We start from the raw sequence: 26,039 nt of genomic DNA, 5'->3' as shown, positions 1-26,039 counted from the left end.
TGTTAGTTACCGAGTTGATTGATGGGGGCAACCCCATTGGGATCAGTGCGTTAGGTGAATGATTTGATCAACAACGCCCTTTTGACCGATAAATCTTGCAGTGTGTTTACTGCTGTTAGCACATCCTCTTGCTGCTCTTCGCTAAAAGCAAATAAAGGCAATTCGCTGTTATACCATCCTCTCGCTTTCATATTATCCATGTCATAACCGAAAGCTTTGAGACGTGGACTGTAACCTAATAACTTTCCGTGCCTTTGACTTAGAGCGTAATAGTGAGAAATCACTTTTGCACATTTATAGCCTTGGACGTCACTACGTAGTGTTAACGTGTCCCAAATTTTATAGGTGATACCACCAGGTTGCGCTTTAACCGAAAAAGGGGGTTCTTCAGGCTTTTGGGGGTTAAACCGATATGGTGTTAGAGGATGAGACCATTCTCCATCATAATTGGCCCCATAGTTTTGCGTCCGGTAATAGTTAACGACTTGCTCAACCTGTTGACCTAGTAATTGACACTCTGCGTCACGATGTTCAACTTCTAGGCGGATACGTCTTGGCATCGCCCAATAAACATGTAACGGATGAACAGCATTGGCATAAACTTCACTGCCCTTTTTCTCACTTGTCTGCGTAGGAGCAAGCCACGGGAAAACGGAACCATCTGTAAAATTGGGCGGTGGATACCGCCAAAAATCTTTATTAATAATATTAAGCCAAAGCTTTTCCCACAGACTGGCCTCGCTTGTTACTGGCATCACTAACGTTGTTAGCGGTCCGCCACCACGCAAACCGACACGATGTCCAGACCCACCAGCAGGTGCATTGATTTGCAATGTAAACAAAGCCAATGCTGCCATGTCGAGGGACAACACTTGGCCAATACCCCGCTTGATAAAATGATCGGTATTATTCTTTATGCCGTTTGCGCCAGGCGCTTCTATCAATAGCCCTGAGACCGTGGTCGATGGTGCATCCTCGAGCGGATCAAAATCCTGCATAAACAAGGGACCCTCTCCATCCACATTAAAGGCGTGACTGACCTGATTAAACGCCTCTTCCAAAACAACATCGGCCGGTGGCGTTTTAAAGTAATGGTGCCATTGTGACAAATCTTTTGGCGCAAACGCGGTTTGTAATAAGCCAATAGCAAACTGATACGCTGCGCCATAAAAATCTGCTCTTGGTAGTGAAAAATCTACGACGTCGGGATCACATATCGCAGTAATCGGCCGTTTCTTAATGTCGCCATTACGATGGATATAATCCAATCATGGGTCTTGAATTAAATTCATGTCGCCTCCTGTGGCTGCTCGTAAAATCCTTTTTCCTCGCTATAAGCAAAACGAGAATCGTTTTCGGGCAACCAGATTTTCATATATTTCACATGAGGGTGTTGCTCGATCAACTTTGTCAATGCAGGCTCAAGCCGCTCGGGCAAAGGCGCAAGTTGTTCGGCGTACTTTCTTTTTGACAGCTTGACCGTACTCAGCGCCACTGCAAATCGATTGTCTTTTGCTATTGGCACTAGTTCACCTGCTTGTTCGTTAACCAGCAAAACGTCCACGGTTTCTATGTCGTTATAGCGGGTACTAATATCTGTTTCATCATCAAACCAATAGTCTGCACTGCGATCACAATAACCATATTGCCAATCAATACATTGCGACTGTGCTCTCGCGCCAATACTGTATGTTTTCCCCAAATACTCTTCTTCCATAGGTTGGAGCGCGGTTGGAATTTGTGCTAGTGCTTCATCACTGTAAACTGCTTCAACCAATTCACGTGCATGCGTTGGCATGCAGATTTCGCCTAATTGGCGTAGTTTTCTAAGCCCCAACCAAAGTCGTCCAGGTGAGCGATAAACAAATTGCGTGGGTTGAAAGTGACGACTTAGCCAGTCGGCTTTCGGCTCGTTTTCCCAAGAGGGAGCATGAATATAGAGAACGGGAGGATCGCGTTCGTCGTCACCTTGCGCAATATAGGCACCTTGTTTGTTTCTTTTATGACGGTGCAAACGTCCCGCGCGTTGGATCAAGTCATCAATCGGACAAATATCGGATATCATCACATCAGCGTCAGCATCTAAGCTCTCTTGAAAAACTTGAGTCGCAACTAATACACGACCTTGACGCTCTGATTGCGAACTGCTTTTTCCAAAATTGTCGAGAACGGTTTTCTCAATATTTTTTCGATCGGCTAAGATAAATCGGCTATGAAATAAATGGCACCTGTCTGGCTGTTCAAGCCCGCTCAGTAACGTTTCATACGCTTCACGTGCATCATCCACGGTATTTCTTATCCAAACCACGCATTGCCCTTTAGCAACCGCCGTCAACACCGTTGCTAAACAGTCATCAAACTGAGTGAGCATATCTACTGCAACCGCACGTTTTTGTTTAGCTTGCCGAGAAATAGCGGTTTCTTTCAGCGCTGGAGCTTTATCAATCGCCACGTGGGTAGCTAAAGGGAAGTGATCCTGACTCGGCATCACAGGAGCTAAACCGGCGGCTTGCTGCCAAACTTGACATAAGCGTTGCCGTTGTTGCTGAGATAAGGTAGCCGTTAACAATATAACCGAGCCGCCCTGATGCAGATGCAATGATAATAAGCTTTCCAACAAGGCGAGCATATATTCATCCGCTGCGTGGATTTCATCAAAAATCAGGATCTTTCGGTTTAACCCCAGCAAGCGCAAAGATTGGTGCCGACGAGGCAGAACAGCGAGCAACGCTTGATCAATGGTGCCCACGCCAACAGGTGCCAACAACGCTTTTTTGCGCGAATCCGCAAGCCAAGCATTACATTGTGCCGTCACGGTTGCATCACGCTGGTGATAGTTGCTATCTACCGTACCTGTGGTGTGCACCATTTCTCGAAATCGGTCATTCATATCACGGGCACCGTGTGCCAGCGTAATACTGGCTTGTTCTCCCTCACCAAGTTTCACCATTTGCGTATAGTGATCGGCGACTCGATCAAACATGGCATTGGATGTCGCCATGGTCGGCAAGCCAAAATAAAAACCATCGGCCGCGCCTGCGGCCATGAGTCGATGTGTGAGTGTGAGCGCGGCTTCAGTCTTCCCTGCCCCTGTCATATCTTCTAAGATAAACAGCTGAGGTTGGTCGTTGATTTCTACCGACGCCGCCCAAGCCTGCAAAGGTGTTGGGGAAAAGGGGAAGATATCGGAAAAGGCACCAAAAGGTGTCACTGTCGGTGTGCGAGATAAGTCGGTATGGCTTAATGCTTGTTCGGCACACGCCAGCGCACAATGCCAATACTGTTCAAGCGGTTGAGGCTGAGAGACGTAGGGAAAAAAGTGAGTATCTGAACCCATCCAGTCCGCCAGTACGGCCAGCCCTGCTAGTTGCCAGCTCACTTGTTCAAGTCGCGTTCGCCAATCAGCAGACGACAATATCTCAATATTAATTTGCGGCTGAAACAGTTCACTCACATCGGCAATAAATGCTATCACCGCATCATGGTTACGCACTTCTGTAAAAGACTTAATCCATGGCGGCATTTGCCGATTGATTGGCTGACCGTGATGTCCCAATACACATTGCGCCAGCACGTCAACTGCTTCATAGATGGCTATTTCATCATCCATTGAAGTGACCGACTGACCACAAATAGCTTGAGCTATCTCAGTCTTATTCTGCTGCCAGAAATAATATCCTAGCCTGTCATGTCGGTATTCTCGCCCGTCATATTCTTTTTTACTTCGAGGGTTTAATAGGGCAGCGGAAACACTGAGGTTCAGTTCCTGAAATGCGGACGCATACTTGCCTAAGTCATGAAGCGATATCATGAAACACCATAGGGTTCGTAGCTGTTCCGGAGAGAGTTCGAGAAATTCCGCAATGGCTTTCGTGAGCGGCCGGTCTTTATGAAGGAGGTGATAGCTAACGGCCGCTACGTCCAAACAGTGATAGGCCAGCTGGTGATAAGTATCCCCGCTTCCTATGTCAGCACTGGCCTTTCCCCAATAGGAAAAATAAGGCTTTTCGTTATCCACAACCCATACCCAAGTCCTATGCTTTTTAAAACGCTAACATAGGCATATCCAGCCAGCAATTTGGCCATATGAGTTATGTGAGTTAGGAACGAATCGAAACAGCCGCAGTAAAGTCTCATGAAAAATGAAGACGGCACATCGAATACCTATTCATCATTATTAATAGGTAATCTGTGCCGTCTATATAAGTAGCAAGCATTTAGCCGCGATAATACCGCTGAGGTACAAAGGGCATTTTCTCGACGGTCATGGGCAGCTTTTTACCACGTACTTCGGCAAACACCTCCGTGCCCACCGCGGTAAATTCCGGTGACACATACGCCATCGCAACCGGCATGCCTTTAGTGGGACCAAAGGTACCACTGGTCACGATACCAATTTCGTTATCGTTGGCATCGAACAACTTGCTGCCTTCACGCACAGGCGCTTTGCTTTGGCCCAAGAGACCAATTCGCTTACGGCTGACCGCTTTAGTGGCAATCTGCTCGAGAATTTTCGCCTCACCGGGGAAGCCTCCGGCGCGCTCACCCTCCGCACGACGTACCTTACTGATCGCCCAAATAAGGCTCGCTTCGATCGGCGTGGTGGTGGTATCCAAATCATGACCATACAGGCATAAACCACATTCTAAACGCAGTGAATCACGTGCACCTAGGCCAACCCATTCCACGTCGTCATTGGCAAGCAGCGCTTTGGCGAGCGATTCTGCGTGCTCCGCCGGCACCGAAATCTCAAACCCATCTTCACCGGTGTAACCGGAACGACTCACCACGCAGTAAATGCCATTAATCTCAACAGGTTGAATATCCATGAACACCATGTCATTAACCTCCGGGTTGAATGTCGCCAGCACTTGCGCCGCCTTCGGGCCTTGAAGTGCCAGTAAGGCGCGATCGTCAAGCACCTCGACGGTCACATCCCCTTTCAAGTTATCGCGCAGGTGCTGAATGTCCTGTGCTTTGCAGGCGGCGTTGACGACCAGAAAGAGATGATCACCTAGGTTGGCAATCATGAGGTCATCCAAAATACCGCCTTGTGCATTGGTAAACACGCCATAACGTTGTTTTCCTGCCGGTAAATCAATGACATCAACAGGCACTAAGGCTTCTAGCGCGTTGGCTGCATCCTTTCCTTCGAGACGAACCTGCCCCATATGCGATACATCAAACAGACCTGCGTGTTCGCGGCAATGGAGATGCTCTTTGCGAACACCGAGCGCATATTGAACGGGCATATCATAGCCAGCAAAGGGAACCATCTTTGCGCCCATCTCAATGTGTAATGCGTGTAGTGGGGTCGTTAGTAACTCTGCCATTGTTCACTCCATGTTCTGCCTAAATGGCGATAAAAAGTAATGCTACTCGACGATGCGTCGCCGGTTTTCGTGACATTGCGTTAAGATGCGGTCACCCACAAGATGAGTGCGTCATCCTCACTGACCGATGCCAACATGTGTCCCATCGTGGCATCGTAATAAACACTATCTCCCTCATTGAGGGTGATCGCTTCATAAAACTCGGAGTAAAAGCGAATGCTGCCTTCCAACACCAGCAAGAACTCTTCACCGTCGTGACGGATCCAGTCACTGTAATCTTCAAAAGCGCGAGCACGGACACGCGATTTAAATGGCATCATTTTCTTGTTGCTCAGTTGCGTTGCCAGTAGCTCGTGTTCGTAGGTACCGGTTGGATGCGCCTTACCCTGACCGGCTCGTGTGATATCACGGCGCCCTGTTGCTTGCCGTTTTTTGGGTGGCGCAAACAACTGAGGCACGTCAATGTCTAGGCCGTGAGCAAGTTTTTGCATCGCTTGGAAGGTCGGGGAGATTTGCTCATTCTCTATCTTTGATAAGGTCGAACGCGCTAATCCCGTGCGTTGACTTGCTTCTTCGAGCGTCAGCCCTAAGCCAACCCGAATCGTCTTTAATCTTGGGCCCAACCGCAACGGCGCAATTGGCGCACGTTGTTCATCATCCATTTGCGCTTTTTCTACCTGCATTGAGGGATACACATCCTGTGTTAAATGGTTTGTTGACACCGTTGGGCTGCCTCCGCGCTGACATTGTTAACTCTATTAACGCCGCATTCTGACACATCCCACCCTCGAACGGCATCGGCATAGTTAACACTTTTAACAAAAAAGTTTCCTATTGGAAATATAGTCCTATTGGACAAGGTGCAATCGCCTCGTTCCTCTCAAATTCGCGAACCAATGGGATCGCCGACAATACGCTTGAGAAGAAAAGTCCATAAATGACAAGCTGTCAGGGCATTACTGTACAAAAAATGATAATGAGACACCTGACGCTGTTTGCAATTTACCTCAGCTTAGGATAAAAAGGCAAACGTTTGCGTTGAGAAGTCGATCGCACTGCAGGAGGTCGTTCTGTCATCGCGATCACAACATAGGTTTCCTATTGGAAATTTATTTTGCGGAAAAGTTATGGCTTAGGTACGTTAACAAAATGTTTAAATCATCATCAGAGCGTGTCCTTAGTTGTCACCCTCGCCGCTTGCAGCGACCCGTTTCAGCTAGCGTACTGTGGCAAGGATATAAACTGTAGGTAGCACTGCTGATGAGTGAGCAATGCAAGGTGTCTACAAAGACATCTACGAATAACAATACATACCTTACCTGTGTAGGAGACATGCCATGAGTCACAGCATGTTTGACCTGTTTAAAGTCGGTGTCGGACCCTCCAGCTCGCACACCGTTGGGCCAATGTTGGCCTGCGCACGCTTTTCACAATTCGCGATCCAAACACTCTCGCTCGATGCGATTCATCGCGTGAGCGTCGATTTATACGGCTCCTTGGCGTTAACCGGAAAGGGCCACGCCACGGACGTCGCGTGTGTGATGGGGCTAATGGGCGAAATGCCCGCCACCATCGAATCAGACGACATTGAAACCATGACCAAAATGGTTAAAAACGGCGGCGAACTGCCCTTTGCTGGTAGTCATTATGTCCCGTTTAGTTGGGATGCGGATTTGGTGTTTCACTACGATCAGGTGTTACCCGCCCATCCCAATGGCATGACCGTCAGTGTTTATGACAAAAAAGACAAATGCTTGGCACGAAAAACCTATTTTTCGGTTGGCGGTGGATTTGTGGTGGAAGAAGGTGAAACGGATGCGCTGGCCTCCGACTTTACGCCCCCCTATCCGTTCAAAAGTGCGGCAGAGTTACTTGAGCAATGCGAAAAAACGGGCATGACAATCAGTGAGCTGATGTTTACCAATGAAATTGCCCAAGCTCAGTATACCGCCCCCAGTGCGACGCGGGGTACCGTCAATCAAGGGCTCGATCATATTTGGCAAGTGATGCGCGAGTGCATCGACCGCGGTATTCAACAAGGCGGCGTCTTACCCGGCGGTTTAAATATTAAGCGACGCGCTAAAGGGATGTACGACGCCATTCATGACAAACAAGCGCATGGATTACCGACAGACAGCAATGATTGGGTCAATCTGTTTGCCATGGCAGTCAACGAAGAAAATGCCGCCGGTGGCCGAGTGGTTACCGCGCCGACCAATGGCGCAGCAGGTGTGATCCCAGCGGTGTTGGCGTATTACGACAAATTTGTCTCTCCCAACAATCCAGAAGGTATTCGTACCTTTTTGGCGACCTCTGCTGCCATTGGTTCGTTGTATAAAACTAACGCGTCGATTTCGGCGGCCGAGGTGGGTTGCCAAGGAGAAATTGGAGTAGCCTGTTCCATGGCAGCAGCGGGGCTCGCTGCTGCCATGGGAGGCACCAATGCGCAGATTGAAAACGCAGCAGAGATCGGCATGGAGCACAACCTAGGGCTCACTTGCGATCCCATTAATGGCTTGGTGCAGGTGCCCTGCATCGAACGCAACACTATGGGTGCAGTGAAGGCGATTAACGCAACCCGCCTCGCATTGGGCGGTGATGGTGAACACCATGTGTCACTCGATAGCGTGATAAAAACCATGCACGAAACAGGGCTCGACATGATGAGCAAGTACAAGGAAACCTCGCAAGGCGGCCTTGCTACCAATGTGATCCCAATTAATGTGGTGGCCTGCTAAGCCACGGCCAGTCAACAAGGATGAAGCAATGAAACCCAGCTACCCAAACGTGGAACTTGAGCAATTCTTCTCAACCAACTTGTCTGAATCAGACGGTGCCGTGATGGCCGCGATTAACGCGGAACATAAACGCCAGCAGCAACAAATCGAATTGATTGCGTCAGAAAACATCGTTTCGCAAGCCGTGATGCAAGCGCAAGGTACCTGCTTAACCAATAAATACGCCGAAGGTTATCCGGGCCGCCGCTATTATGGCGGCTGCGAGCACGTTGACGAAGTCGAAGCCATCGCTCAAGCCCGTGCCAAACAACTGTTTAACTGCGAGTATGTCAATGTGCAGCCGCACTCGGGCGCACAAGCCAACGGCGCGGTAATGCTGGCGCTACTGCAACCCGGTGACACCATTTTAGGTATGTCGCTCGATGCTGGCGGCCACCTCACTCATGGCGCGCGCCCTGCTCTGTCCGGTAAATGGTTTAATGCTGTGCAGTACGGCGTGAGCAAAGACAGTCTAGAAATTGATTACGATGAAGTCGCTGTGCTGGCTCGAGAGCATCAACCCAAGATGATTATCGCCGGCGGCAGCGCGATCCCTCGCCATATCGATTTCGCCCGTTTCCGCGCCATTGCCGATGAAGTAGGCGCGTACCTGATGGTTGATATGGCGCATATCGCTGGCTTGGTTGCCACTGGCGCCCATCCCTCGCCATTGCCGCATGCGCATGTGGTCACTACCACTACCCATAAAACCCTGCGTGGCCCGCGCGGTGGCATGATCCTCACCAATCACGAAGATATCAACAAAAAGATCAACTCAGCGGTGTTCCCCGGTCTGCAAGGCGGCCCGCTGATGCACGTGATTGCGGCTAAAGCCGTTGCATTGGGTGAGGCATTAGAGCCTGAGTTTAAACTATATATTGATCAAGTGGTTGCTAACGCCAAAGCGCTCGCGGAAGTGCTCCAAGTCCGTGGCTGCGACATTGTTACCGGCGGCACCGATACCCACTTGATGCTGGTTGATTTGCGCCCGAAAGGCTTAAAGGGCAATCAAACTGAGCAAGCACTTGAGCGTGCTGGGATCACCTGTAACAAAAACGGCATTCCCTTTGATACCGAAAAGCCCATGATCACCTCCGGCATTCGTCTCGGCACCCCAGCCGGCACTAGCCGCGGTTTCGGCACCGATGAATTTCGTCAAATCGGCGAATGGATAGGCGATGTGTTGGATGCCCTCGTCGAGGCGCCAGAAGGCAACGCCGACATCGAGGCACGCGTGCGTAAAGACGTGCAGCAACTTTGCGCACGTTTCCCCCTGTATCGCCAATAAATTGAATTTAAGAGCTGGCGTCACCAACGCCACCTCATTTTACATTGTAAATCGCTCATTGTTTGAGCAGCTCGTATTTAAAGCAGGAGAGTAACAAATGGACGCGACACTGAAGTTTTCGAAAAGCCATGAGTGGGTTAAAGAAAATGGCGATGGCACTGTCACTATGGGGATCACTGATCATGCCCAAGAACTGCTTGGTGATGTCGTGTTTGTCGATCTACCCGAGGTTGGCGACAGTACTGAACAAGGTGAGAGCTTCTCTTTGGTGGAATCAGTGAAAGCCGCGTCTGACATCTATGCCCCCGTGGATGGTGAAGTCGTCGCTATCAATGAAGATTTGGAAGATAGTCCAGAGCTGGTCAACGAAGCACCCTTTGAAGGTGGCTGGATTGCCAAAATTAAGCTGGCTGACGATACCAATTTGGATCACTTGATGGATGCAGACGCTTACGCGGCAACGATTGAAGACTAATTCAGGACGAATACCATGACGCAAACTCGTTTACTCGATAGCCTAGTGGCCGATAATGATTTTATCGCGCGCCACAATGGTCCCGATACCAATCAGCAAAATGCGATGCTGGCGGCGATTAATGCCACCAGCCTTGAGCACTTAATTGAAGAAACTGTCCCTGCTGACATTCGCTTGCCAAAACCGCTAAACCTGAGTGCGCCCAAAAGCGAAACCCAGATGCTGGCCGAACTTAGCAACATTGCCGCGCAAAACACCATTAAGCGCAGCCTGATCGGCCAAGGCTACTACCACACGCATACTCCACCGCCTATTTTACGCAATGTGTTGGAAAACCCGGGCTGGTACACGGCTTATACCCCCTATCAGCCCGAGATCTCGCAAGGCCGATTAGAGTCATTGCTGAACTTCCAGCAAATGGTGATGGACTTAACGGGGATGGATTTGGCCAACGCATCGCTGCTCGACGAAGCCACCGCAGCCGCCGAAGCCATGACCCTGTGTAAGCGTGGCGGCAAGCACAAAGGCAACGCCTTTTTTGTTGCCAGCGATGTGCACCCGCAAACCTTGGATGTGATTAAAACGCGCGCCAACTTCTTAGGCTATGACATCATTGTTGATGACACCGACACGCTGAATCAGTACGACGTATTTGGCGCCCTGCTCCAGTATCCTGGCACCACCGGTGAAGTACGCGATCTCAGCGCACTTATTGCAGACGCACAAAGCAAGAAGACACTGGTTGCGGTCGCTACCGATCTACTTTCACTCACCTTGCTCAAAGCACCGGGTGAAATGGGCGCGGATGTGGTGATTGGCTCAGCACAACGCTTTGGTGTACCTATGGGTTACGGTGGCCCACACGCCGCCTTTATGGCCACGCGTGACAAGCTCAAGCGCACCATGCCAGGCCGTGTGATTGGCGTATCGGTCGATAGCAAAGGCAACCAAGCCCTGCGCATGGCGATGCAAACGCGCGAGCAACATATTCGCCGTGAAAAAGCGACCTCCAATATTTGTACCGCCCAAGCGTTGCTCGCCAACATGGCTGCTTTTTATGCGGTATATCACGGTCCAGAAGGCTTAAAGAAAATTGCCCGCCGTGTGCATCATCTCACCGCGTTGTTTGCCAAATCGTTACAAGCGGCGGGATTGAGCCTTACTCACGACAGCTTCTTTGATACCGTCACGCTCAACACAGGCGAGCAAACCGATGCCTTGTACCAACAAGCGCAAGATGCCGGTTTTAATCTGCGTAAACTGGATGGCCAGCTCGGCGTGAGCTTTGATGAAGCGAGCACGCTGACAGAAGTCAATCAATTACTTACCGCGCTTACCGGTCAAGGCAATGCGGAAGCCTTGGCGAGCGATATTGAAGCCGATGAATTTGCCGCGATCCCTGCCGCATGCCGCCGTAGTAGCGCGTACCTAACGCACCCCGTCTTTAACCGCTATCACAGTGAAACCAAGCTAATGCGCTATATGAAGGCGTTGGAAAACAAAGACTTCTCCCTTACCCACGGCATGATCCCGCTGGGCAGCTGTACCATGAAGCTAAACGCCGCGGCCGAGATGATCCCTGTCACTTGGCCAGAGTTTGGCGCCCTGCACCCGTTTGTGCCATTGGAGCAAGCCAAAGGCTATCAAACACTGGGCAAATCACTGCGTGACATGCTGTGTGAAATCACCGGCTACGACGAGATCTCCATGCAGCCCAACTCAGGCGCGCAAGGGGAGTATGCGGGCTTAATCGCGATTCAGCGCTACCATGAAAGCCGTGGTGACAGTCACCGCAATGTGTGCTTGATCCCAAGCTCCGCGCACGGCACCAATCCTGCCTCCGCGGCCATGGTCTCAATGAAAGTGGTTGTCGTTGGCTGTGATAACGACGGCAACATCGACATTGACGATCTGAAAGCCAAGATCGATAAACACCGCGATGCGCTCTCGTGCATTATGATCACCTACCCATCGACACATGGTGTGTACGAAGAAACCGTGCAGCAAGTGTGCGAGCTGGTGCACGAGGCTGGCGGCCAAGTTTACTTGGATGGCGCCAACATGAATGCGCAAGTAGGGCTGACAACGCCGGGCTACATTGGCTCAGACGTCTCGCACCTCAACCTGCACAAAACCTTCTGTATTCCCCACGGTGGCGGCGGCCCAGGCATGGGACCGATTGGCGTGAAATCGCACCTTGCGCCTTTCCTTCCCGGCCATGTCGAGCAAGGCGACGAATTTGCCGTCTCGGCTGCACCTATGGGTAGCGCCTCGATTCTTCCTATTTCATGGGCGTACATCGCCATGATGGGTGAACAAGGCCTGACGCGCGCGACCGAGTTGGCGATTCTCGGTGCCAACTATGTGATGGAGCGTTTGCGTCCCTACTACCCCGTGCTTTATCGCGGCAAAAACGGACGCATTGCACACGAATGTATTATCGACATTCGTCCGCTCAAAGAGGCATCCGGCATCAGCGAAGAAGACATCGCCAAACGCTTGATGGATTATGGCTTCCACGCGCCGACCATGTCGTTCCCGGTCGCGGGCACCCTAATGGTTGAGCCGACCGAAAGTGAAAGCCAAGAGGAATTGGATCGCTTCTGTGATGCCATGATTGCCATCCGCGAGGAAATTGCCAAGGTGCAAGACGGTGAGTGGACGCTGGAAGACAACCCATTGGTCAATGCGCCCCACACCCAAGCAGATCTGATGGCTGACGAATGGTCTCACGCCTATTCACGTGAGTTGGCTTGCTTCCCATCTGCCCATAACAAGGCAAGCAAATACTGGCCATCAGTCAACCGTGTCGATAACGTCTACGGTGACCGCAACCTGATTTGCTCTTGCCCTAGCATTGAAAGCTATATGGATGAGTAATCGACTCCGCTTTCGGCAATAGTGATTTTAAAGGCGAGCCGCTCGGTTCGCCTTTGTTATTGTTGAGTGCTATCCATCATTGGGGTTCAACAACCTATAGTGGCAGCCTCGTCTAATATCGCTCTCCGCAACACCTTACTCAGCGAAATTTTCCCCCGCCTTATACTTGTAGGCTAAAATGAAGGCAATCCGCCATGGTACTGGGAGGGATTAGGCTTTGCTGAATTTATGTCGACGTCCTACTGTACGCTTGCTATTGATGGTACTGCTGTTCGGAATGACCGGAATGGTTCATGCTACTACGTCAACCGTACGTTTAGTCACGCAAGAATATCCACCTTATATTCAAACAGCGGATGGTTCAGTGGATGGTGTAGCGGTGCGGGTGGTCAGTCGAGCCTTCTCAAAGCTGGGCTACGATGTCGAGATTGAAGTGCTGCCATGGGCGCGAGCACTCTATAAAGTCCGAACCGGCCTAGCGGACGGTATATTCACCATTTTCAAAACGTCAGAGCGTGAAACCTTTCTCGATTATTCTCAGCAGGTATTATTCCAACAAGAGATCCGAGTAGTTCACCGCTCCAATGTCAGAATCTTTGAAGACGCCATTCAATCGTTCGATTTTGGCGCTTACTCCTCCGTCTGCGTGATCAACCAATTCAGTTACGGCAGCCGAATAGATACTGCCTTGGCACAAAATCAATTCGATCAGGTTTTGCGTCTAACGCTTGCACCACAGTGCCTTCGGATGTTGGAAAGTGGCCGCGCACGCTTGTGGATCAGCAACTATTTTGGGGCACGCGCCCTGATTAACCAGCTCAATATGAAGGATATGGTCACGATCAATCCTCATCCTATCGAAGATACCCCCAGTTACATTGCGTTTTCTAAAGCAAAAGAACTCTCAACTCTGCGTGACCAATTTGATCACGCATTAGCAGACATGAAAGCGACCGGAGAATATCAAGCCATCGTTGATGACTTTTTTAATGATTAATCGCTGACATTCCTGCACAAGGTTTTAGAAGCGGATGAAAAACGCTTAACCGATTGTTCTCCGAGCACCGCTGCACTCTGTACAATCTGAAAAGGCAGTTTTAAGACACACTATGAAATCTATCTCTCTCGGAGGATCTTGCCGTCGACCAACACTGCACCGTTGCTGAAACCGCGGCCGGCTTTAGTTGGCTACTACATTAATAGATGTAGCCTTTCAGATCGTAGCGTCTTGATTTAATTCCATCAATTAAGCAACAATGCCAGCAAAACTTTAGATGTCGCATACCCGATTTGATTATAATGCCATCATCTACTATACATAATAAGGAAAAATTTATTAAGGCATCGTGGATTAACTAATGAAAATATTATTATTTCTGGCGATCTTTTTTTATTCCTTAAGTGCGTTATCTAAAACCATCATAGTTGCCGGTGACGAATGGTACCCAATGAATGGAGACCCAAAAGCGGATAACCCTGGTTTTATGATAGAAATCGCTGAATTGGCATTGAAAGATAAAGGATTAACGCTTGAGTATCGAATTATGCCTTGGGAAAGAGCTATTAAAAGTGCGAGGGCGAATAGTATTCATTGTATCGTCGGCGCTGGGGATTTAGATGCTCCTGGTTTTGTTTTTGGTAAAGAACCATACGGTCTATTTCAAGCCGCATTTTATAAAAATAGAGATGATGATTTCCAATATATTGATTTATCCTCTTTATCGAATCAGAGAGTTGGAACCATATTGGGATATTACTATGATGAAGAAGTAGATGCTTGGCTTGATAGAAATAGTGTGCCCTTAGCGGGGAATGATGCTCTAGAAAAAAACATAAGAAAACTTTTAGCAAAAAGAATCGACTTGATTACAGAGTCTACCGTAGTGATGGGCAGCAAATTAAAGGAAATGAATCTTACTGATAGTATCGTGCCAGCTGGTTTACTTGGTGAAGCATACTTATATATTGCCTGTGGTCCAAATAACCCTGATTCAAAAGATATTGTACAAGCATTAGACGATGGGATTAAATTATTGCGTAAAAACGGCGAGCTAGATGAGATCTTATCTAGATACGGTGTTCAAGACTGGAAATAAGTTATTCCCTGAATTTAGATAATAAATAGTGATGTTAATGGCGAGCCGCTCGGCTCGCGTTTTTTATTGATCCATATCTCCACTATTGCGATTCAACAGCCTGCAGTGCCAGCCTTGGCTAATCCCGCTCTCCGCAATGCCTCGCTCAGCAAAAATTTCCCCCGTCCTACTGCTCGCTGGCTAAACTTAAGGCAATGCACCAGTTTACTGAGAGTGATTAAGCCTTGCTGAGTTTATGTCGACGCCCTGTTGTACGCGTGCTGTTGATGGTACTGCTGTTGGGAATGGCCGGAATGGTCCATGCTACTACGTCAACCGTGCGCTTGGTCACGTTAGAATACCCTCCCTATATTCAAACCTCGGATGGCTCTCTAGATGGTGTGGCGGTGCGGGTGGTCAGTCGAACCTTCGCCAAGCTGGGCTACGATGTCGAGATTGAAGTGCTGCCATGGGCGCGAGCACTCTACCAAGTCCGAACCGGCCTAGCGGATGGTATATTCACCATATTCAAAACGTCAGAGCGCGAGGCCTTTCTCGATTACTCTGAGCAGGTTTTATTTCAGCAAGGGATCCGATTTGTTCATCGCCCCGATGTCAGTATCTCTGAAGAGGCTATTCAATCGTTCAATTTTAGCGCTTACTCCGTCTGCGTGATCAATCAAGTCAGCTACGGCAGTCGAATGGATGCTGCCTTGGCGCAAAATCAATTCGATCAGGTTTTCCGCCTGACTCGCGCGCCACAGTGCCTTCGGATGTTGGAAAGTGGCCGATCTCGCTTGTGGCTCAGTAACCATTTTGGTGCACGCGCACTGATTAGTCAGCTGAATATGAAAGGTATTGTCGAGATCAACCCCCATCCGATTGAAGACACCCCCAGTTACATTGCCTTTTCTAAAGTGCAAGGGCTATCAGCTCTGCGCGACCAATTTGATCACGCGTTAGCAGATATGAAAGCCACCGGAGAGTACCAAGCGATCATTGATGACTTTTTTAATGATTAATCGCTGACATTCCTGCACAAGGTTTTAGAAGCGGCTGACATACGCTTGACAGATTGTTCTGCTGACACCGCTACATTCTGTGCCATATGAACAAGCAGTTTTAAGGCACACTATGAAACCTATCGCTCTCGGTCTTCTACTTGCAGTGAGTCTCACGGCTCAAGCGATGGCGAAAGAAAAAACCAATATCTCGGCAGGACTTGCCGTTGACCAACAACTGAGCGCTGTCCTAGAAGTCGACGATCACTATCGATTTACCCTCGGCAATGGCGGCACCGCATTTGATTACCTTTTTCAACACGGCACTTTTGATAATCCCGATATCCCGGTTGATTGGTATGTGGGCGCCGGTGGCTGGGCCGAGTGGGATGACGACTATGGCGTGCGTTTGCCGATTGGACTCGATTGGGCCATCAACAAACAGATCAGTGCTTATGGCCAAGTGCACCCAGAGGTCAATTTCCACGGCGGTCCAGAATTGCAACTTGGTGGCGCACTGGGCGTAACCTACTCGTTTTAGATAAGCCTATTCTCATCACGCCAAGCCATGCACATCGGCGAGCCTTATCAAGGCTCGCCCTCTTTTACGAATGATGTCTCATTCGGCTATTGCATCCGGCATGAAGAAAATATGTCATTATCGGGCTGATAGACACGTGTTTCTATGTCCATCACGCCGAGTAACGAATGAAAGATATTATCGTGAGAGTAATGGCCTGCCTCCATCGCCTTTTCACGCAAACACGAGGCGTTGATAGACTTGGCTTGCTTAAAACCATCGGAGAGCCATACCATCAACGGCACTTTCTTCTGGTAATCAGGGGCGAAACGATAAGGAAGGCCATGCAAGTAAACACCATTCTCACCCAATGATTCACCATGATCAGAGACATACATCATCGCGGTGTTATACTGATCACTTTTCTCTTTTAATGTTTCAATCACTTTGCTCAACACATAGTCCGTATAGCGGATGGTGTTGTCGTAGCTGTTGATAATATTTTCTGTTTTGCAGTTTTCAATATCTGAGCGCGCACAGTCAGGCTGGAAATACGCCATCTCTTTGGGATAACGCTGAAAATACGTGGGGCCATGGCTGCCAATAAGATGTAAAAATATCATACGATTACCTTTCATCTCGTCGATATCTTTACCAATACTTTCAACAAGACTCATGTCGTAGCATGTACTACCATTACAGAGCTTATTATTTCCACGCCTATCGACCTCTATATATTTTACATTTTTAGCCACACCTTTATCACCACCATCATTGTCTTTCCAAAGCACATCAACCCCAGCGCGTTTTAATACATCAAGTACATTATCTTGATGTTCAGCGATATCACGATCAAATGTATGATGTGATAAATTTGAAAACATACAAGGAACGGAAATTGCCGTTGCCGTGCCACATGAAGCAACATCCAGAAATGAAATAACACCCTGCTCAGCGGTATAAGGGTTGGTTTTTCTACCATAACCGTTGACCTGATAGTTTTGAGCACGTGCGGTTTCACCAACAACGAAGATAAATACACTAGGCTTATCCAATGACTGATGAATCGCTAAGTCTGATTGCTTCGCATCTTCGCCCAGCTTTACGTAAGGTATCGGCGACGAAAAGTATTGCTCTTTCACATAACCAGAGAGACTATAGACATATTGTGTCGGTATAATCAATTTTCTAAGGTAGCTATTGTTTCTTCCTACGGATGCATAGTCTTGATAGTAAAAAACAAATATAATCGCAAGCGAAATTACCGATACAGTGATGGATATTAGCTTATCCCGTAATAGAGGCAGCCACACTTTTCCGGCTGGCTGGATGGTGCAGCGCATTATAAAAATAGCGGGAGTCACACCAATGGCCAGCACCCAAACAAGTGCATAAAAACTTAAATATGCGCTTGCCTCTCCGGCATCTGTTTCGACAATATTAGTTATCATATCTTTATCAAACATGACACCATAATTGTACTCAGCGTAACATACCATGCTTGAGAGGATCACTAAAATAACAAAAAAGGGTTTAGTTATTCTCGGCCAAGAAAATAACGAAAAAACAATATTTAAAGCAAAGAATAAGAACAGAGGGATAGAAATAACAAAGCCCGACTTCACCTCTTCAAGTGATAAAAAAATACTTTGCAATTCTTTATAAAAGGGAACATTCATCACAACGGAAAAATAGATCGCAGCCAATGCAGTAAACATCGTGATGCTTATGCCGCTTTTATTATTATAACTTTTTCTCATTTTATATTTACCGCACATGACACCCACACAAACAGGGCGAGAAAAATTGCAACAAACACGGCAGATGAACCAATATCCTTTGCCTTCTTACTGACTACGTGCCACTCATCACCGATACGATCGATCGCGGCCTCAATGGCTGAGTTTACTAACTCAACAATAAGGACAAGCCCTAAACTCGCTACCATTAAAATGCGCTCGGTCGAGGTGACTGGAATAAAGTAGGCTGTGATCATAAGAACAAAAGCAATCACACTTTCTTGCCGAAATGCCGCTTCAGACTTCCACGCCGACTTTAACCCCATCACTGAATAACCTGTCGCATCTATCATTCGATAAATGCCGGTTTTTCCTGGTTTCATGTTATTTTTACTGTCTGGTTATTTGAGAAGCGCTTGAATATATAGGAAGGCGTTTAAAAACTCTGTCCATACTTTGTATGGCTGTGTCATCGTTTGTCGATAATAGTGAGAGTTGGCGAGCAATATGAACAACATCATTTCATCTAAATAAACGGGCAATATATCTATTAATCTAGCCAGACTCACTCAACAATAGTAAGTAGATACAATAAGTATTCAGTGCAAAGTCGCTGTCATCCAAAGATGAGGTTAGATCGTAATCATAGCCGTAACCCTCAAATTAGGACGCGACATGCTCTCATTTTTAAAGCCAAATCCGGTTAAAAAGCTTAAAAAACAGTACGAAGCTAAGCAGCAACAAGCCTTTCAGGCGCAGCGCAACGGCGATATTCGTGGATATTCATTGCTCACCGAAGAAGCAGAAAAGATTGACCAACAAATCAAAGAATTGGAAAACAACGCTTAGCCATTTGAGACATGGCTAAACTGCCGTTTTACTAAGCGTTGGTACAGAGGGCAGCGTGCCAGCAGGTCGGTATGGCTGCCTACATCAACAAGCTTGCCTTGATCCATCACGACAATGCGGTCAGCATGCTGAATGGTCGATAAGCGGTGAGCGATAATCAAGGTAGTGCGGTCACGCATTAAAGCCGCCAAGCCTTGCTGCACCGCATATTCACTTTCGCTATCAAGTGCGCTGGTGGCTTCATCGAGCAATAAAATTCGTGGATCCTTGAGAATTGCGCGGGCAATCGCAATTCGCTGCCTTTGCCCACCCGAAAGCCGTACGCCTCGCTCACCTAAAAAGCTGTTGTAGCCGTCCGGTAATTGCTGAATAAACCCATCGGCATGCGCTTGAATCGCCGTCTCTTTGACGGCGTGCTCACTGGCGCCTGGCCTGCCGTAGCGAATATTGCCTATTACATCATCGCTAAACAGAGCGGGTTGTTGTGGCACCAGTGCCATTTGTTGGCGCAACGCTTGCGGGGATAAGCGACGAATATCTTGCCCGCCCAGCCTAATCGCACCTGACTGCGGATCATAAAAGCGTTGTAGTAATTCAAATACGGTAGTTTTCCCCGCTCCCGACGGTCCGACTAAAGCGACGACTTCACCGGGCTGAATCACAAGGTTCAACGCATCAATCGCAGCTTGATGAGGACGCGTGGGATAATGAAAATGTACCGCTTCAAAACGAATATCGTTGCTTAATGATTGAGCATCGACACTCGGCGAGGTGGCGGGAGTGCGAATATGGCTTTGCACGTGCAACAGTTCCACCAAGCGCTCCGTCGCGCCTGCTGCACGCTGCAACTCCCCCATCACTTCCGACAAGGTAGCCATCGAAGAGGCAACCATGATGGCAAAAAACACAAAGGCACCCAAATCGCCTGCCGACATGCTGCCTTGAATCACATCGCGACCGCCGACCCATAACATGCCAGTAATGGCGCTGAACACAATCACGATCACGCCGGAAATAAGAATGGCTCGTTGTTTGACGCGCTCGCGTCCGATCTGATAGGCACGCTCCACCTCTTGACCAAATGCGGCTTTGGCGTGATCTTCTACCGCGAAGCTTTGCACGGTTTTAATGTTTGTGATGGCTTCACCGGCGTAGCTGCCTACATCCGCCATCGAATCTTGGCTTTGCCGCGATAACACCCGCACACGACGACCATAGATAAGTATTGGCACCAAAATAAAAGGCACGGAGGCCAGCACAATCAAGGTCAGTTTAATATTGGTGGCAAACAGCATGATGATGGCGCCCACACACATCAGTGCACTGCGCATTGCCATGGAGAAGGAGGAGCCGATGATGTTTTGCAGCAAGCTGGTATCTGTGGTGATCCGCGACATGATTTCGCCACTGCCGTGGGTTTCAAAATAGCTCGGATGTAGGCCAATCACATGATCAAACACCGCTTGGCGAATATCGGCACTGACCCGTTCACCCACCGATGACACCAGATAGAACCGGAAAAAGGTACCGATCGCGATCAATACCGTGATCAGCAAAATAAACTGTACCGCATTACCCAGCTCAACCAGTGATTGCTGTGCAAAGCCTTGGTCGATCAACAGGCGAACGCCGTGTCCGACCGAGAGCGTCAATGACGCGGTAAACACCAAGGCCAGCAATGCCGCGCTCACTTGCCAGCGATAAGGGCGAATAAACGCGATGAGTTCCCACAGAACAGTCAGATTTTTACTGTTGCGACTTGAAGCAGATGGCATCGAGACGGCGCGCGTTGAAGCGGAATTAGCCATAAGCTCTACTTAGTGCTGCCCTTGCACATTTAGGGGCGAGTGAGCAGGATCATTAACTCGCGATTGTCGTTGATAAGCGCATCGATGGTGCATGCATCTAACTCCTCTAAAAAGGCTTGCTTGGCTTTCGCTAAACGCTCTTTTAAACGGCACGCTGGGGTGATATGACAAAACTCAACTGAGCAATTGACGAGCTCCAACGGTTCAAGATCGCGCACCACTTGCCCCACCGTAATCGCGGTCGGTGCTTGCAGTAGACGAATTCCCCCGTTCTTCCCACGCACCGTTTGAATATATCCCAACTGCCCTAAACGGTTGATGACTTTCACCATATGATTGCGCGACACACCAAACAAGCGTGTCACCTCGGTAATGTTGGTGAGCTCACCCTCTGGCAAGGAGGCCAGAAAAATCAGGGTGCGAAGTCCGTAATCTGTAAAGCTGGTTAGTTGCATGTGCGCCTCTTGCTGCTTGGTCAAATTGTAATTCTTCTATTGATTAAAAGATATATTTGAGATACAACTTAAAACATGCATTGAATATATATGTTTATAGAGACGCTAATGTTAAGCCAACAAACCATTGATATTGTTAAATTAACTGCCCCTGTGCTCGCCGAAACTGGCCCTAAGCTGACAAGCCACTTTTACCAAAGGCTATTCCACCATCACCCCGAGTTAAAGGACATTTTTAACCTCCGCCATCAGAAAAATGGCGATCAGCGGGAAGCACTGTTTAACGCGATTTGTGCCTATGCACAAAACATAGACAACTTGCCCACTTTACTGGGCGCGGTAGAGAAAATCGCTCACAAACACACGAGTTTGCTGGTCCAAGCCGAGCACTATCCGATTGTCGGTCAGCATTTATTGGCCACCATTGATGAACTACTTTCGCCGGGACAAGCCGTGCTCGATGCGTGGGCTGAAGCCTACCAAGTGCTCGCGGATGTTTTTATCGCCAAAGAGCGGCAGCTTTATGACGATAGCCACGCCCAAGTTGGTGGCTGGCAAGGGCAGCGAGCATTTACTTTGATTGAAAAACGCCCCGAGAGTGAACAGGTCACCAGTTTTGTATTTGCCCCTCAAGACGGTCAGCCCGTCGCGCCTTTTACGGCCGGGCAATACATTGGCATTGTGGTCAATCATACTGGCTTTGAACATCAAGAAATTCGCCAATACAGTTTGTCACACGCGCCGAACGGCCAGCATTATCAGATCTCGGTAAAACGGGAGCCACAAGGTCAGGTCTCTAATTACTTACATGATGAATTAGCCGTTGGTGGTACTGTGATGCTCACCCCACCGGCCGGCGATCTCACACTGAACGTGGATCAGGATACGCCCGTGGTATTAATTTCTGGCGGGGTGGGCGCAACGCCAATGTTGGCGATGCTGGAAAGCCTTACCGAGCACAACGCACCTGTCACTTGGCTGCATGCTACCGAGAACGGCAAACTGCATGCTTTCAATCATCCAGTTCGCACTCTCACCCGTCAGTACGCGCATATTCAGACGCACATTTGGTATAACCAACCTCAACCCTCAGATACGCTTGAACAAGACTTTGATCATACCGGATGGATGGATCTCACTGCGTTGAGCGATACGTTCAGTCTCGCCACGGTGCAGGTATATCTCTGCGGCCCAGTTGGCTTTATGCGCCATATTCAAACACAACTTTGCGAACTTGGCGTGCCTGACGAACAGTTCCACTATGAGTGCTTTGGGCCACATAAAACCTTGTAGTGCGTTTTTTTTCTATTTTTGGGTGGCTACCCCCAAGTTTATTGGGTGTAGTTGAAATTATACAAAACAATCAATAGAATCGTCAGACTAAATTTTTGGCGTTACTCTGTCTATTATTCTCACATTTGAGAACGGGGATGGGGAGCAACGCTGAATGCCTACATTTTTAATCAAAAGGATTACCATGAAAAAACTAATTGCAATCGCTGCTCTTGCGACTCTTCCTCTTTCTGGCGCTGCAATGGCAGACTCTGATATCGGTTGTGGTCTGGGTACAATGGTATTTGACGGCCAACAAGGCAAAGTTTATAAAGTTCTTGGCGCCACCACTAACGGCACCTCTGGTAACCAAACCTTTGGTATTACCTTTGGTACATTGGGTTGTGACGGTACTGGCACCATTGATTCACAGCAGAAATTGGCTATGTTCATCGACGGAAATATGGACAACCTAGCGCGTGATATCGCTCGTGGTGAAGGTGAAACCTTGGCAACGCTTTCTGAAGTTTGGGGCATCAATGATGCAGACAAAGCGGCATTTAACGACGTTGCTAAGCAAAACTTTGCGTCAATCGTGACGTCTGAGCAAGTGACTTCACAGGAAGTACTGACCAACCTGAACACGGTTGTTGCACAAAATGAACAGCTTGCAGCGTATAAAATCTAAGTGATGAAACGCTGATAATATCCTCTCCCACCTTGGTTAGGATAGAGTACGAAAGTGCCCTACTCGGGCACTTTCATGTTTTCATATATAACTCGTTGTACTGATATGAGACTTCTCAACGCTTTCGCCTCTCTATCTTCCTCTATTAGTCTCATTATTCTCTGTTTGTTTAGCGCGCCTACGTTTGCCGAGAAAAGTGACTTTGACATTCCCAATTTAGCTAAGCACACGTATTGGCTAAAACTTGGCCACTATTTACCCCAGACATTTTCTGGTTATGAGAGTACGATCGATTCTCAAACCTTCTTCCTTTCTCCTCACGGAAAGACGCAGCCAAAGCAAGAGCTCACAGCGACCATTGACGCGCTTTACCATGCCGACACTGCTGTTGCACAGGCTACACAGTGCCGTTATCCAGCACGATATACGTGGCTCGAATCTCAAGCAGGACGTACTGCCACACTCGATTGTCCCGAACTTGAACGCTGGGAAAAGGTGCTTGATCCTGAAGCCATGACGCTAGTGTTCCCAACAGCATTTATGAATAACCCGTCATCCATGTTCGGCCATACCCTGCTACGCATTGATGCCAAGGATCAGACCAGAAACAAAGAATTAGTCGCCTTCGCCGTCAACTTTGCTGCCGAGCCAAACGAAAGTGATAACGCTGCTTTATATGCCGCAAAAGGCCTGTTTGGCGCCTATCCGGGACAGTTTACCGTCATGCCTTATTACCGTAAGGTCCGAGAGTACAATGACATTGAGTCTCGCGATATTTGGGAGTATGCCCTTAACCTCTCCGAACAAGAGGTTAACCGGGTACTCCTGCACTTATGGGAAATGCAGCGCGCAACATTCGATTACTACTTTCTCGATGAAAACTGCTCATACCAACTACTTGCCTTGCTACAGCTGGCTCGCGAAGAGTTGCGACTAGTCAGTGACTTTCCTTTTCAAGCCATTCCTTCAGATACGGTTAAAACGCTCGCCAATAATGATTTGATTGAAAGGCCCAACTTCCGCGCGTCATTTGGCACTAGATTGTTAAATATGTCGCAGCAGACGTCTCCAATCGTGTTTGAAGCAGCACAAAAAGCAAAAAATGGCGATTTTCCTGACCACAAACAATATAGTGCGGAGCAGCTGGCAGCTATTTATGAATTTGCGTACGAATGGCTCAATTTTGATTTCTATGATCAAGGGCTTCCTCGGGACCCTTATGCACAACGTCTCACTAAGCTACTTGCATTACGGAGCCAAGTTAGCGCCGTCTCTCCATTTGAACCCGTCGCTAATACCAGTGTCGCACCGGACAAAGGACACGGCTCTACACGCGTAGGAATTGGCGCAAGGGTATCAAAGCATCGTCCAGATGCGTTAACACTCGAATGGCGCGCAGCTTATCATGATTTACTGGATCCTCAAGATGGCTTTGTCCCCGGCGCACAAATCAGTTTTGTCGATGTGGCAATGAGTCATGATGAAGACGGCAAGACACAGCTAGATAATCTCTATCTGATCGATGCCATGACAATCGCCCCGAAAAAGCCGGTTTTTTCTAGCCTGTCGTGGAATATCCGCGCGGGCTTTGATCGCCTACCTACTGCGCGAGAGCCGTCCAGTCGTTGGTTTGTGCAAGGCGGCATCGGTCAGTCTTGGGGCGAGGCCGATGGTCTCCATGCTTACGCTCTGTGGTCCACGGCACTCTCACATGGCGATGCCAGTGATGACCAGCTAAATATTGCAACAGGGATTGAATCTGGCTTGCTTTGGCAGCTTGCTGATGACCACCGCCTCGGTTTACAAGCCCAATATCTCCCCCTACTTAATCGTGATTCGCTGTCACATTCACAAGTGGATATGACATGGAACTGGCGTGTTACTTCGGATTGGTCTATCCGTAGTAAAGCACGTTATCAGCATTGGGAAAGCGAAGAGATGAGTGGCCATATTACTAGCTACTTTTACTTTTAGCTTAATCGCTTACCGCTCTCACCAGAATCATTCAGCTTTTTAGAACAAGATGCTCAATCTTACGCCGTGTTCGCACGGCGTTTTTGTTTCTACACTGCACCTATTGTTCAGTGTCACCGCTGTTCAACATCGAATCAGTGAGGAGAAGCATTATGATCACAGTACGTCATGCCAGCGAGCGCGGTCAGGCCAACTTTGGCTGGCTACAAAGCCGCCATACTTTTTCATTTGGTAGCTATTACGATCCCCATCACATGGGTTTCTCTGCACTGCGTGTGATCAATGATGATATCGTCTCGCCTGCCGCAGGCTTTGATACCCACGGACACCGTGATATGGAAATCATCAGTCTGGTGCTGGAAGGGGAAATAGAGCACAAAGACAGTCAAGGCAACCGACAAACCCTACCGGCTGGCGAGTTCCAGCTGATGTCGGCGGGGCGCGGTATTTATCATAGCGAGTATAATGCCTCGTCAAGCCAAGCTTTACGCTTTCTGCAAATCTGGATTGAGCCCAATGAGCAAGGCGGAGAGCCGGGCTATCAGCAAAAAGATTTTGGTAAGCAGGCTGGCTTTACCGTTATCGCGACCCCGACTGGGGAAGATGGCACCTTACACATCAAACAAGATGCGCGCTTGCTACAGCTGATCCTACCGCCCGGTGAATCGGTTACCTTGCCATTGGAAGCTGGACGCCATGCCTATGTGCATCAGGTCGCAGGCACGCTCGACGTTGAAACGACATCTCTGGCCCCCGGCGATGGCGCAAAAATTGAAGATATCCATCATATAACCTTCCGCAATAAGGGCAACGAAACCAGCCAAGCACTGGTGTTTGATCTCCCCTAACACACGGATTCAGCTGGCCTGCCGGCCTATTTGCGCCGCAGGCCTTATTCTGGGTAC

At 48.7% G+C, this 26,039-nt stretch carries 21 protein-coding genes; 13 read left to right on the top strand and 8 right to left on the bottom strand.

The features are described from left to right. Nucleotides 1–50 precede the first annotated feature (50 nt). The 4 genes from casA to BGK46_RS05310 form a co-directional block, all read right to left on the bottom strand. Entirely contained in the window at nt 51–1,268 is a 1,218-nt protein-coding gene (gene casA / locus BGK46_RS05325) for a type I-E CRISPR-associated protein Cse1/CasA (RefSeq protein ID WP_069587535.1), read from the bottom strand. Nucleotides 1,269–1,288: 20 nt separating this feature from the next. Continuing rightward, nucleotides 1,289–4,018 (bottom strand): CRISPR-associated helicase/endonuclease Cas3, encoded by a 2,730-nt coding sequence (locus BGK46_RS05320; protein WP_069587534.1) that lies wholly within the window; start codon nt 4,016–4,018, stop codon nt 1,289–1,291. A gap of 199 nt (nt 4,019–4,217) precedes the next feature. Further along, nucleotides 4,218–5,333, bottom strand: coding sequence for a glycine cleavage system aminomethyltransferase GcvT (gene gcvT, locus BGK46_RS05315; protein ID WP_069587533.1), 1,116 nt, complete (start codon nt 5,331–5,333; stop codon nt 4,218–4,220). A gap of 80 nt (nt 5,334–5,413) precedes the next feature. Beyond that, the gene (locus tag BGK46_RS05310) at nt 5,414–6,016 is read right to left on the bottom strand and encodes a helix-turn-helix domain-containing protein (protein WP_069587532.1); all 603 of its coding nucleotides are present in this window, start codon (nt 6,014–6,016) and stop codon (nt 5,414–5,416) included. Nucleotides 6,017–6,670: 654 nt separating this feature from the next. Between BGK46_RS05310 and BGK46_RS05305 the strand changes: the two genes are divergently transcribed. The 8 genes from BGK46_RS05305 (at nt 6,671) to BGK46_RS05270 (ending at nt 16,370) form a co-directional block, all read left to right on the top strand. Next, nucleotides 6,671–8,071, top strand: a complete 1,401-nt coding sequence (locus tag BGK46_RS05305) for an L-serine ammonia-lyase (RefSeq protein WP_069587531.1) — start codon at nt 6,671–6,673, stop codon at nt 8,069–8,071. A gap of 28 nt (nt 8,072–8,099) precedes the next feature. Beyond that, a complete protein-coding gene (locus BGK46_RS05300) occupies nt 8,100–9,398 on the top strand; it encodes a serine hydroxymethyltransferase (RefSeq protein WP_069587530.1) in 1,299 nt (432 codons plus the stop codon). 97 nt (nt 9,399–9,495) lie between these two features. After that, nucleotides 9,496–9,873: a glycine cleavage system protein GcvH gene (gcvH, locus tag BGK46_RS05295; RefSeq protein ID WP_069587529.1), complete on the top strand. Its 378-nt coding sequence runs from the start codon at nt 9,496–9,498 to the stop codon at nt 9,871–9,873. Between the two features lie 15 nt (nt 9,874–9,888). Continuing rightward, complete coding sequence (gene gcvP / locus BGK46_RS05290; protein WP_069587528.1) at nt 9,889–12,753, top strand: aminomethyl-transferring glycine dehydrogenase; 2,865 nt, start codon at nt 9,889–9,891, stop codon at nt 12,751–12,753. A gap of 217 nt (nt 12,754–12,970) precedes the next feature. Beyond that, complete coding sequence (locus tag BGK46_RS05285; protein ID WP_084781285.1) at nt 12,971–13,750, top strand: substrate-binding periplasmic protein; 780 nt, start codon at nt 12,971–12,973, stop codon at nt 13,748–13,750. Nucleotides 13,751–14,111: 361 nt separating this feature from the next. Next, complete coding sequence (locus tag BGK46_RS05280; protein WP_069587527.1) at nt 14,112–14,849, top strand: substrate-binding periplasmic protein; 738 nt, start codon at nt 14,112–14,114, stop codon at nt 14,847–14,849. Nucleotides 14,850–15,073: 224 nt separating this feature from the next. After that, on the top strand, nt 15,074–15,850 hold the full coding sequence (locus tag BGK46_RS05275; RefSeq protein ID WP_139130736.1) for a substrate-binding periplasmic protein: 777 nt from the start codon (nt 15,074–15,076) through the stop codon (nt 15,848–15,850). A gap of 112 nt (nt 15,851–15,962) precedes the next feature. After that, the gene (locus BGK46_RS05270; protein WP_069587525.1) at nt 15,963–16,370 is read left to right on the top strand and encodes a hypothetical protein; all 408 of its coding nucleotides are present in this window, start codon (nt 15,963–15,965) and stop codon (nt 16,368–16,370) included. Between the two features lie 86 nt (nt 16,371–16,456). On the opposite strand, the gene BGK46_RS05265 is transcribed toward BGK46_RS05270, so the two are convergent. Both BGK46_RS05265 and BGK46_RS05260 read right to left on the bottom strand, forming a co-directional pair. Continuing rightward, the gene (locus tag BGK46_RS05265; protein ID WP_069587524.1) at nt 16,457–18,109 is read right to left on the bottom strand and encodes a phosphoethanolamine transferase; all 1,653 of its coding nucleotides are present in this window, start codon (nt 18,107–18,109) and stop codon (nt 16,457–16,459) included. After that, nucleotides 18,106–18,471, bottom strand: coding sequence for a diacylglycerol kinase (locus tag BGK46_RS05260; RefSeq protein ID WP_069587523.1), 366 nt, complete (start codon nt 18,469–18,471; stop codon nt 18,106–18,108). Before BGK46_RS05260 ends, BGK46_RS05265 begins: the two co-directional genes overlap by 4 nt. A gap of 292 nt (nt 18,472–18,763) precedes the next feature. Here BGK46_RS05260 and BGK46_RS17405 point away from each other — a divergent pair, with 292 nt between their 5' ends. Further along, on the top strand, nt 18,764–18,937 hold the full coding sequence (locus tag BGK46_RS17405) for a DUF6435 family protein (protein ID WP_106406577.1): 174 nt from the start codon (nt 18,764–18,766) through the stop codon (nt 18,935–18,937). Here BGK46_RS17405 and BGK46_RS05255 read toward each other — a convergent pair. Both BGK46_RS05255 and nsrR read right to left on the bottom strand, forming a co-directional pair. Further along, the gene (locus BGK46_RS05255; protein ID WP_371440457.1) at nt 18,934–20,745 is read right to left on the bottom strand and encodes an ABC transporter transmembrane domain-containing protein; all 1,812 of its coding nucleotides are present in this window, start codon (nt 20,743–20,745) and stop codon (nt 18,934–18,936) included. The genes BGK46_RS17405 and BGK46_RS05255 overlap by 4 nt on opposite strands. Before the next feature lie 29 nt (nt 20,746–20,774). Then, nucleotides 20,775–21,200, bottom strand: coding sequence for a nitric oxide-sensing transcriptional repressor NsrR (nsrR, locus tag BGK46_RS05250; protein WP_069360987.1), 426 nt, complete (start codon nt 21,198–21,200; stop codon nt 20,775–20,777). Between the two features lie 108 nt (nt 21,201–21,308). Between nsrR and hmpA the strand changes: the two genes are divergently transcribed. The 4 genes from hmpA (at nt 21,309) to BGK46_RS05230 (ending at nt 25,982) form a co-directional block, all read left to right on the top strand. Continuing rightward, nucleotides 21,309–22,493 (top strand): NO-inducible flavohemoprotein, encoded by a 1,185-nt coding sequence (gene hmpA, locus BGK46_RS05245; RefSeq protein WP_069587521.1) that lies wholly within the window; start codon nt 21,309–21,311, stop codon nt 22,491–22,493. 184 nt (nt 22,494–22,677) lie between these two features. Further along, nucleotides 22,678–23,160: a DUF3015 domain-containing protein gene (locus BGK46_RS05240; RefSeq protein WP_069587520.1), complete on the top strand. Its 483-nt coding sequence runs from the start codon at nt 22,678–22,680 to the stop codon at nt 23,158–23,160. A gap of 105 nt (nt 23,161–23,265) precedes the next feature. Beyond that, nucleotides 23,266–25,134, top strand: a complete 1,869-nt coding sequence (locus tag BGK46_RS05235; protein WP_069587538.1) for a DUF4105 domain-containing protein — start codon at nt 23,266–23,268, stop codon at nt 25,132–25,134. 152 nt (nt 25,135–25,286) lie between these two features. Next, nucleotides 25,287–25,982 (top strand): pirin family protein, encoded by a 696-nt coding sequence (locus BGK46_RS05230; RefSeq protein WP_069587519.1) that lies wholly within the window; start codon nt 25,287–25,289, stop codon nt 25,980–25,982. Nucleotides 25,983–26,039: the final 57 nt, after the last annotated feature.

This window comes from Salinivibrio sp. SS2, assembly GCF_001722075.1.
In the GTDB taxonomy this organism is placed as follows: Bacteria; Pseudomonadota; Gammaproteobacteria; order Enterobacterales; family Vibrionaceae; genus Salinivibrio; species Salinivibrio proteolyticus.
Note: the sequence above shows the minus strand (reverse complement) of the source record. Positions and strands in the feature narration are given on the sequence as shown.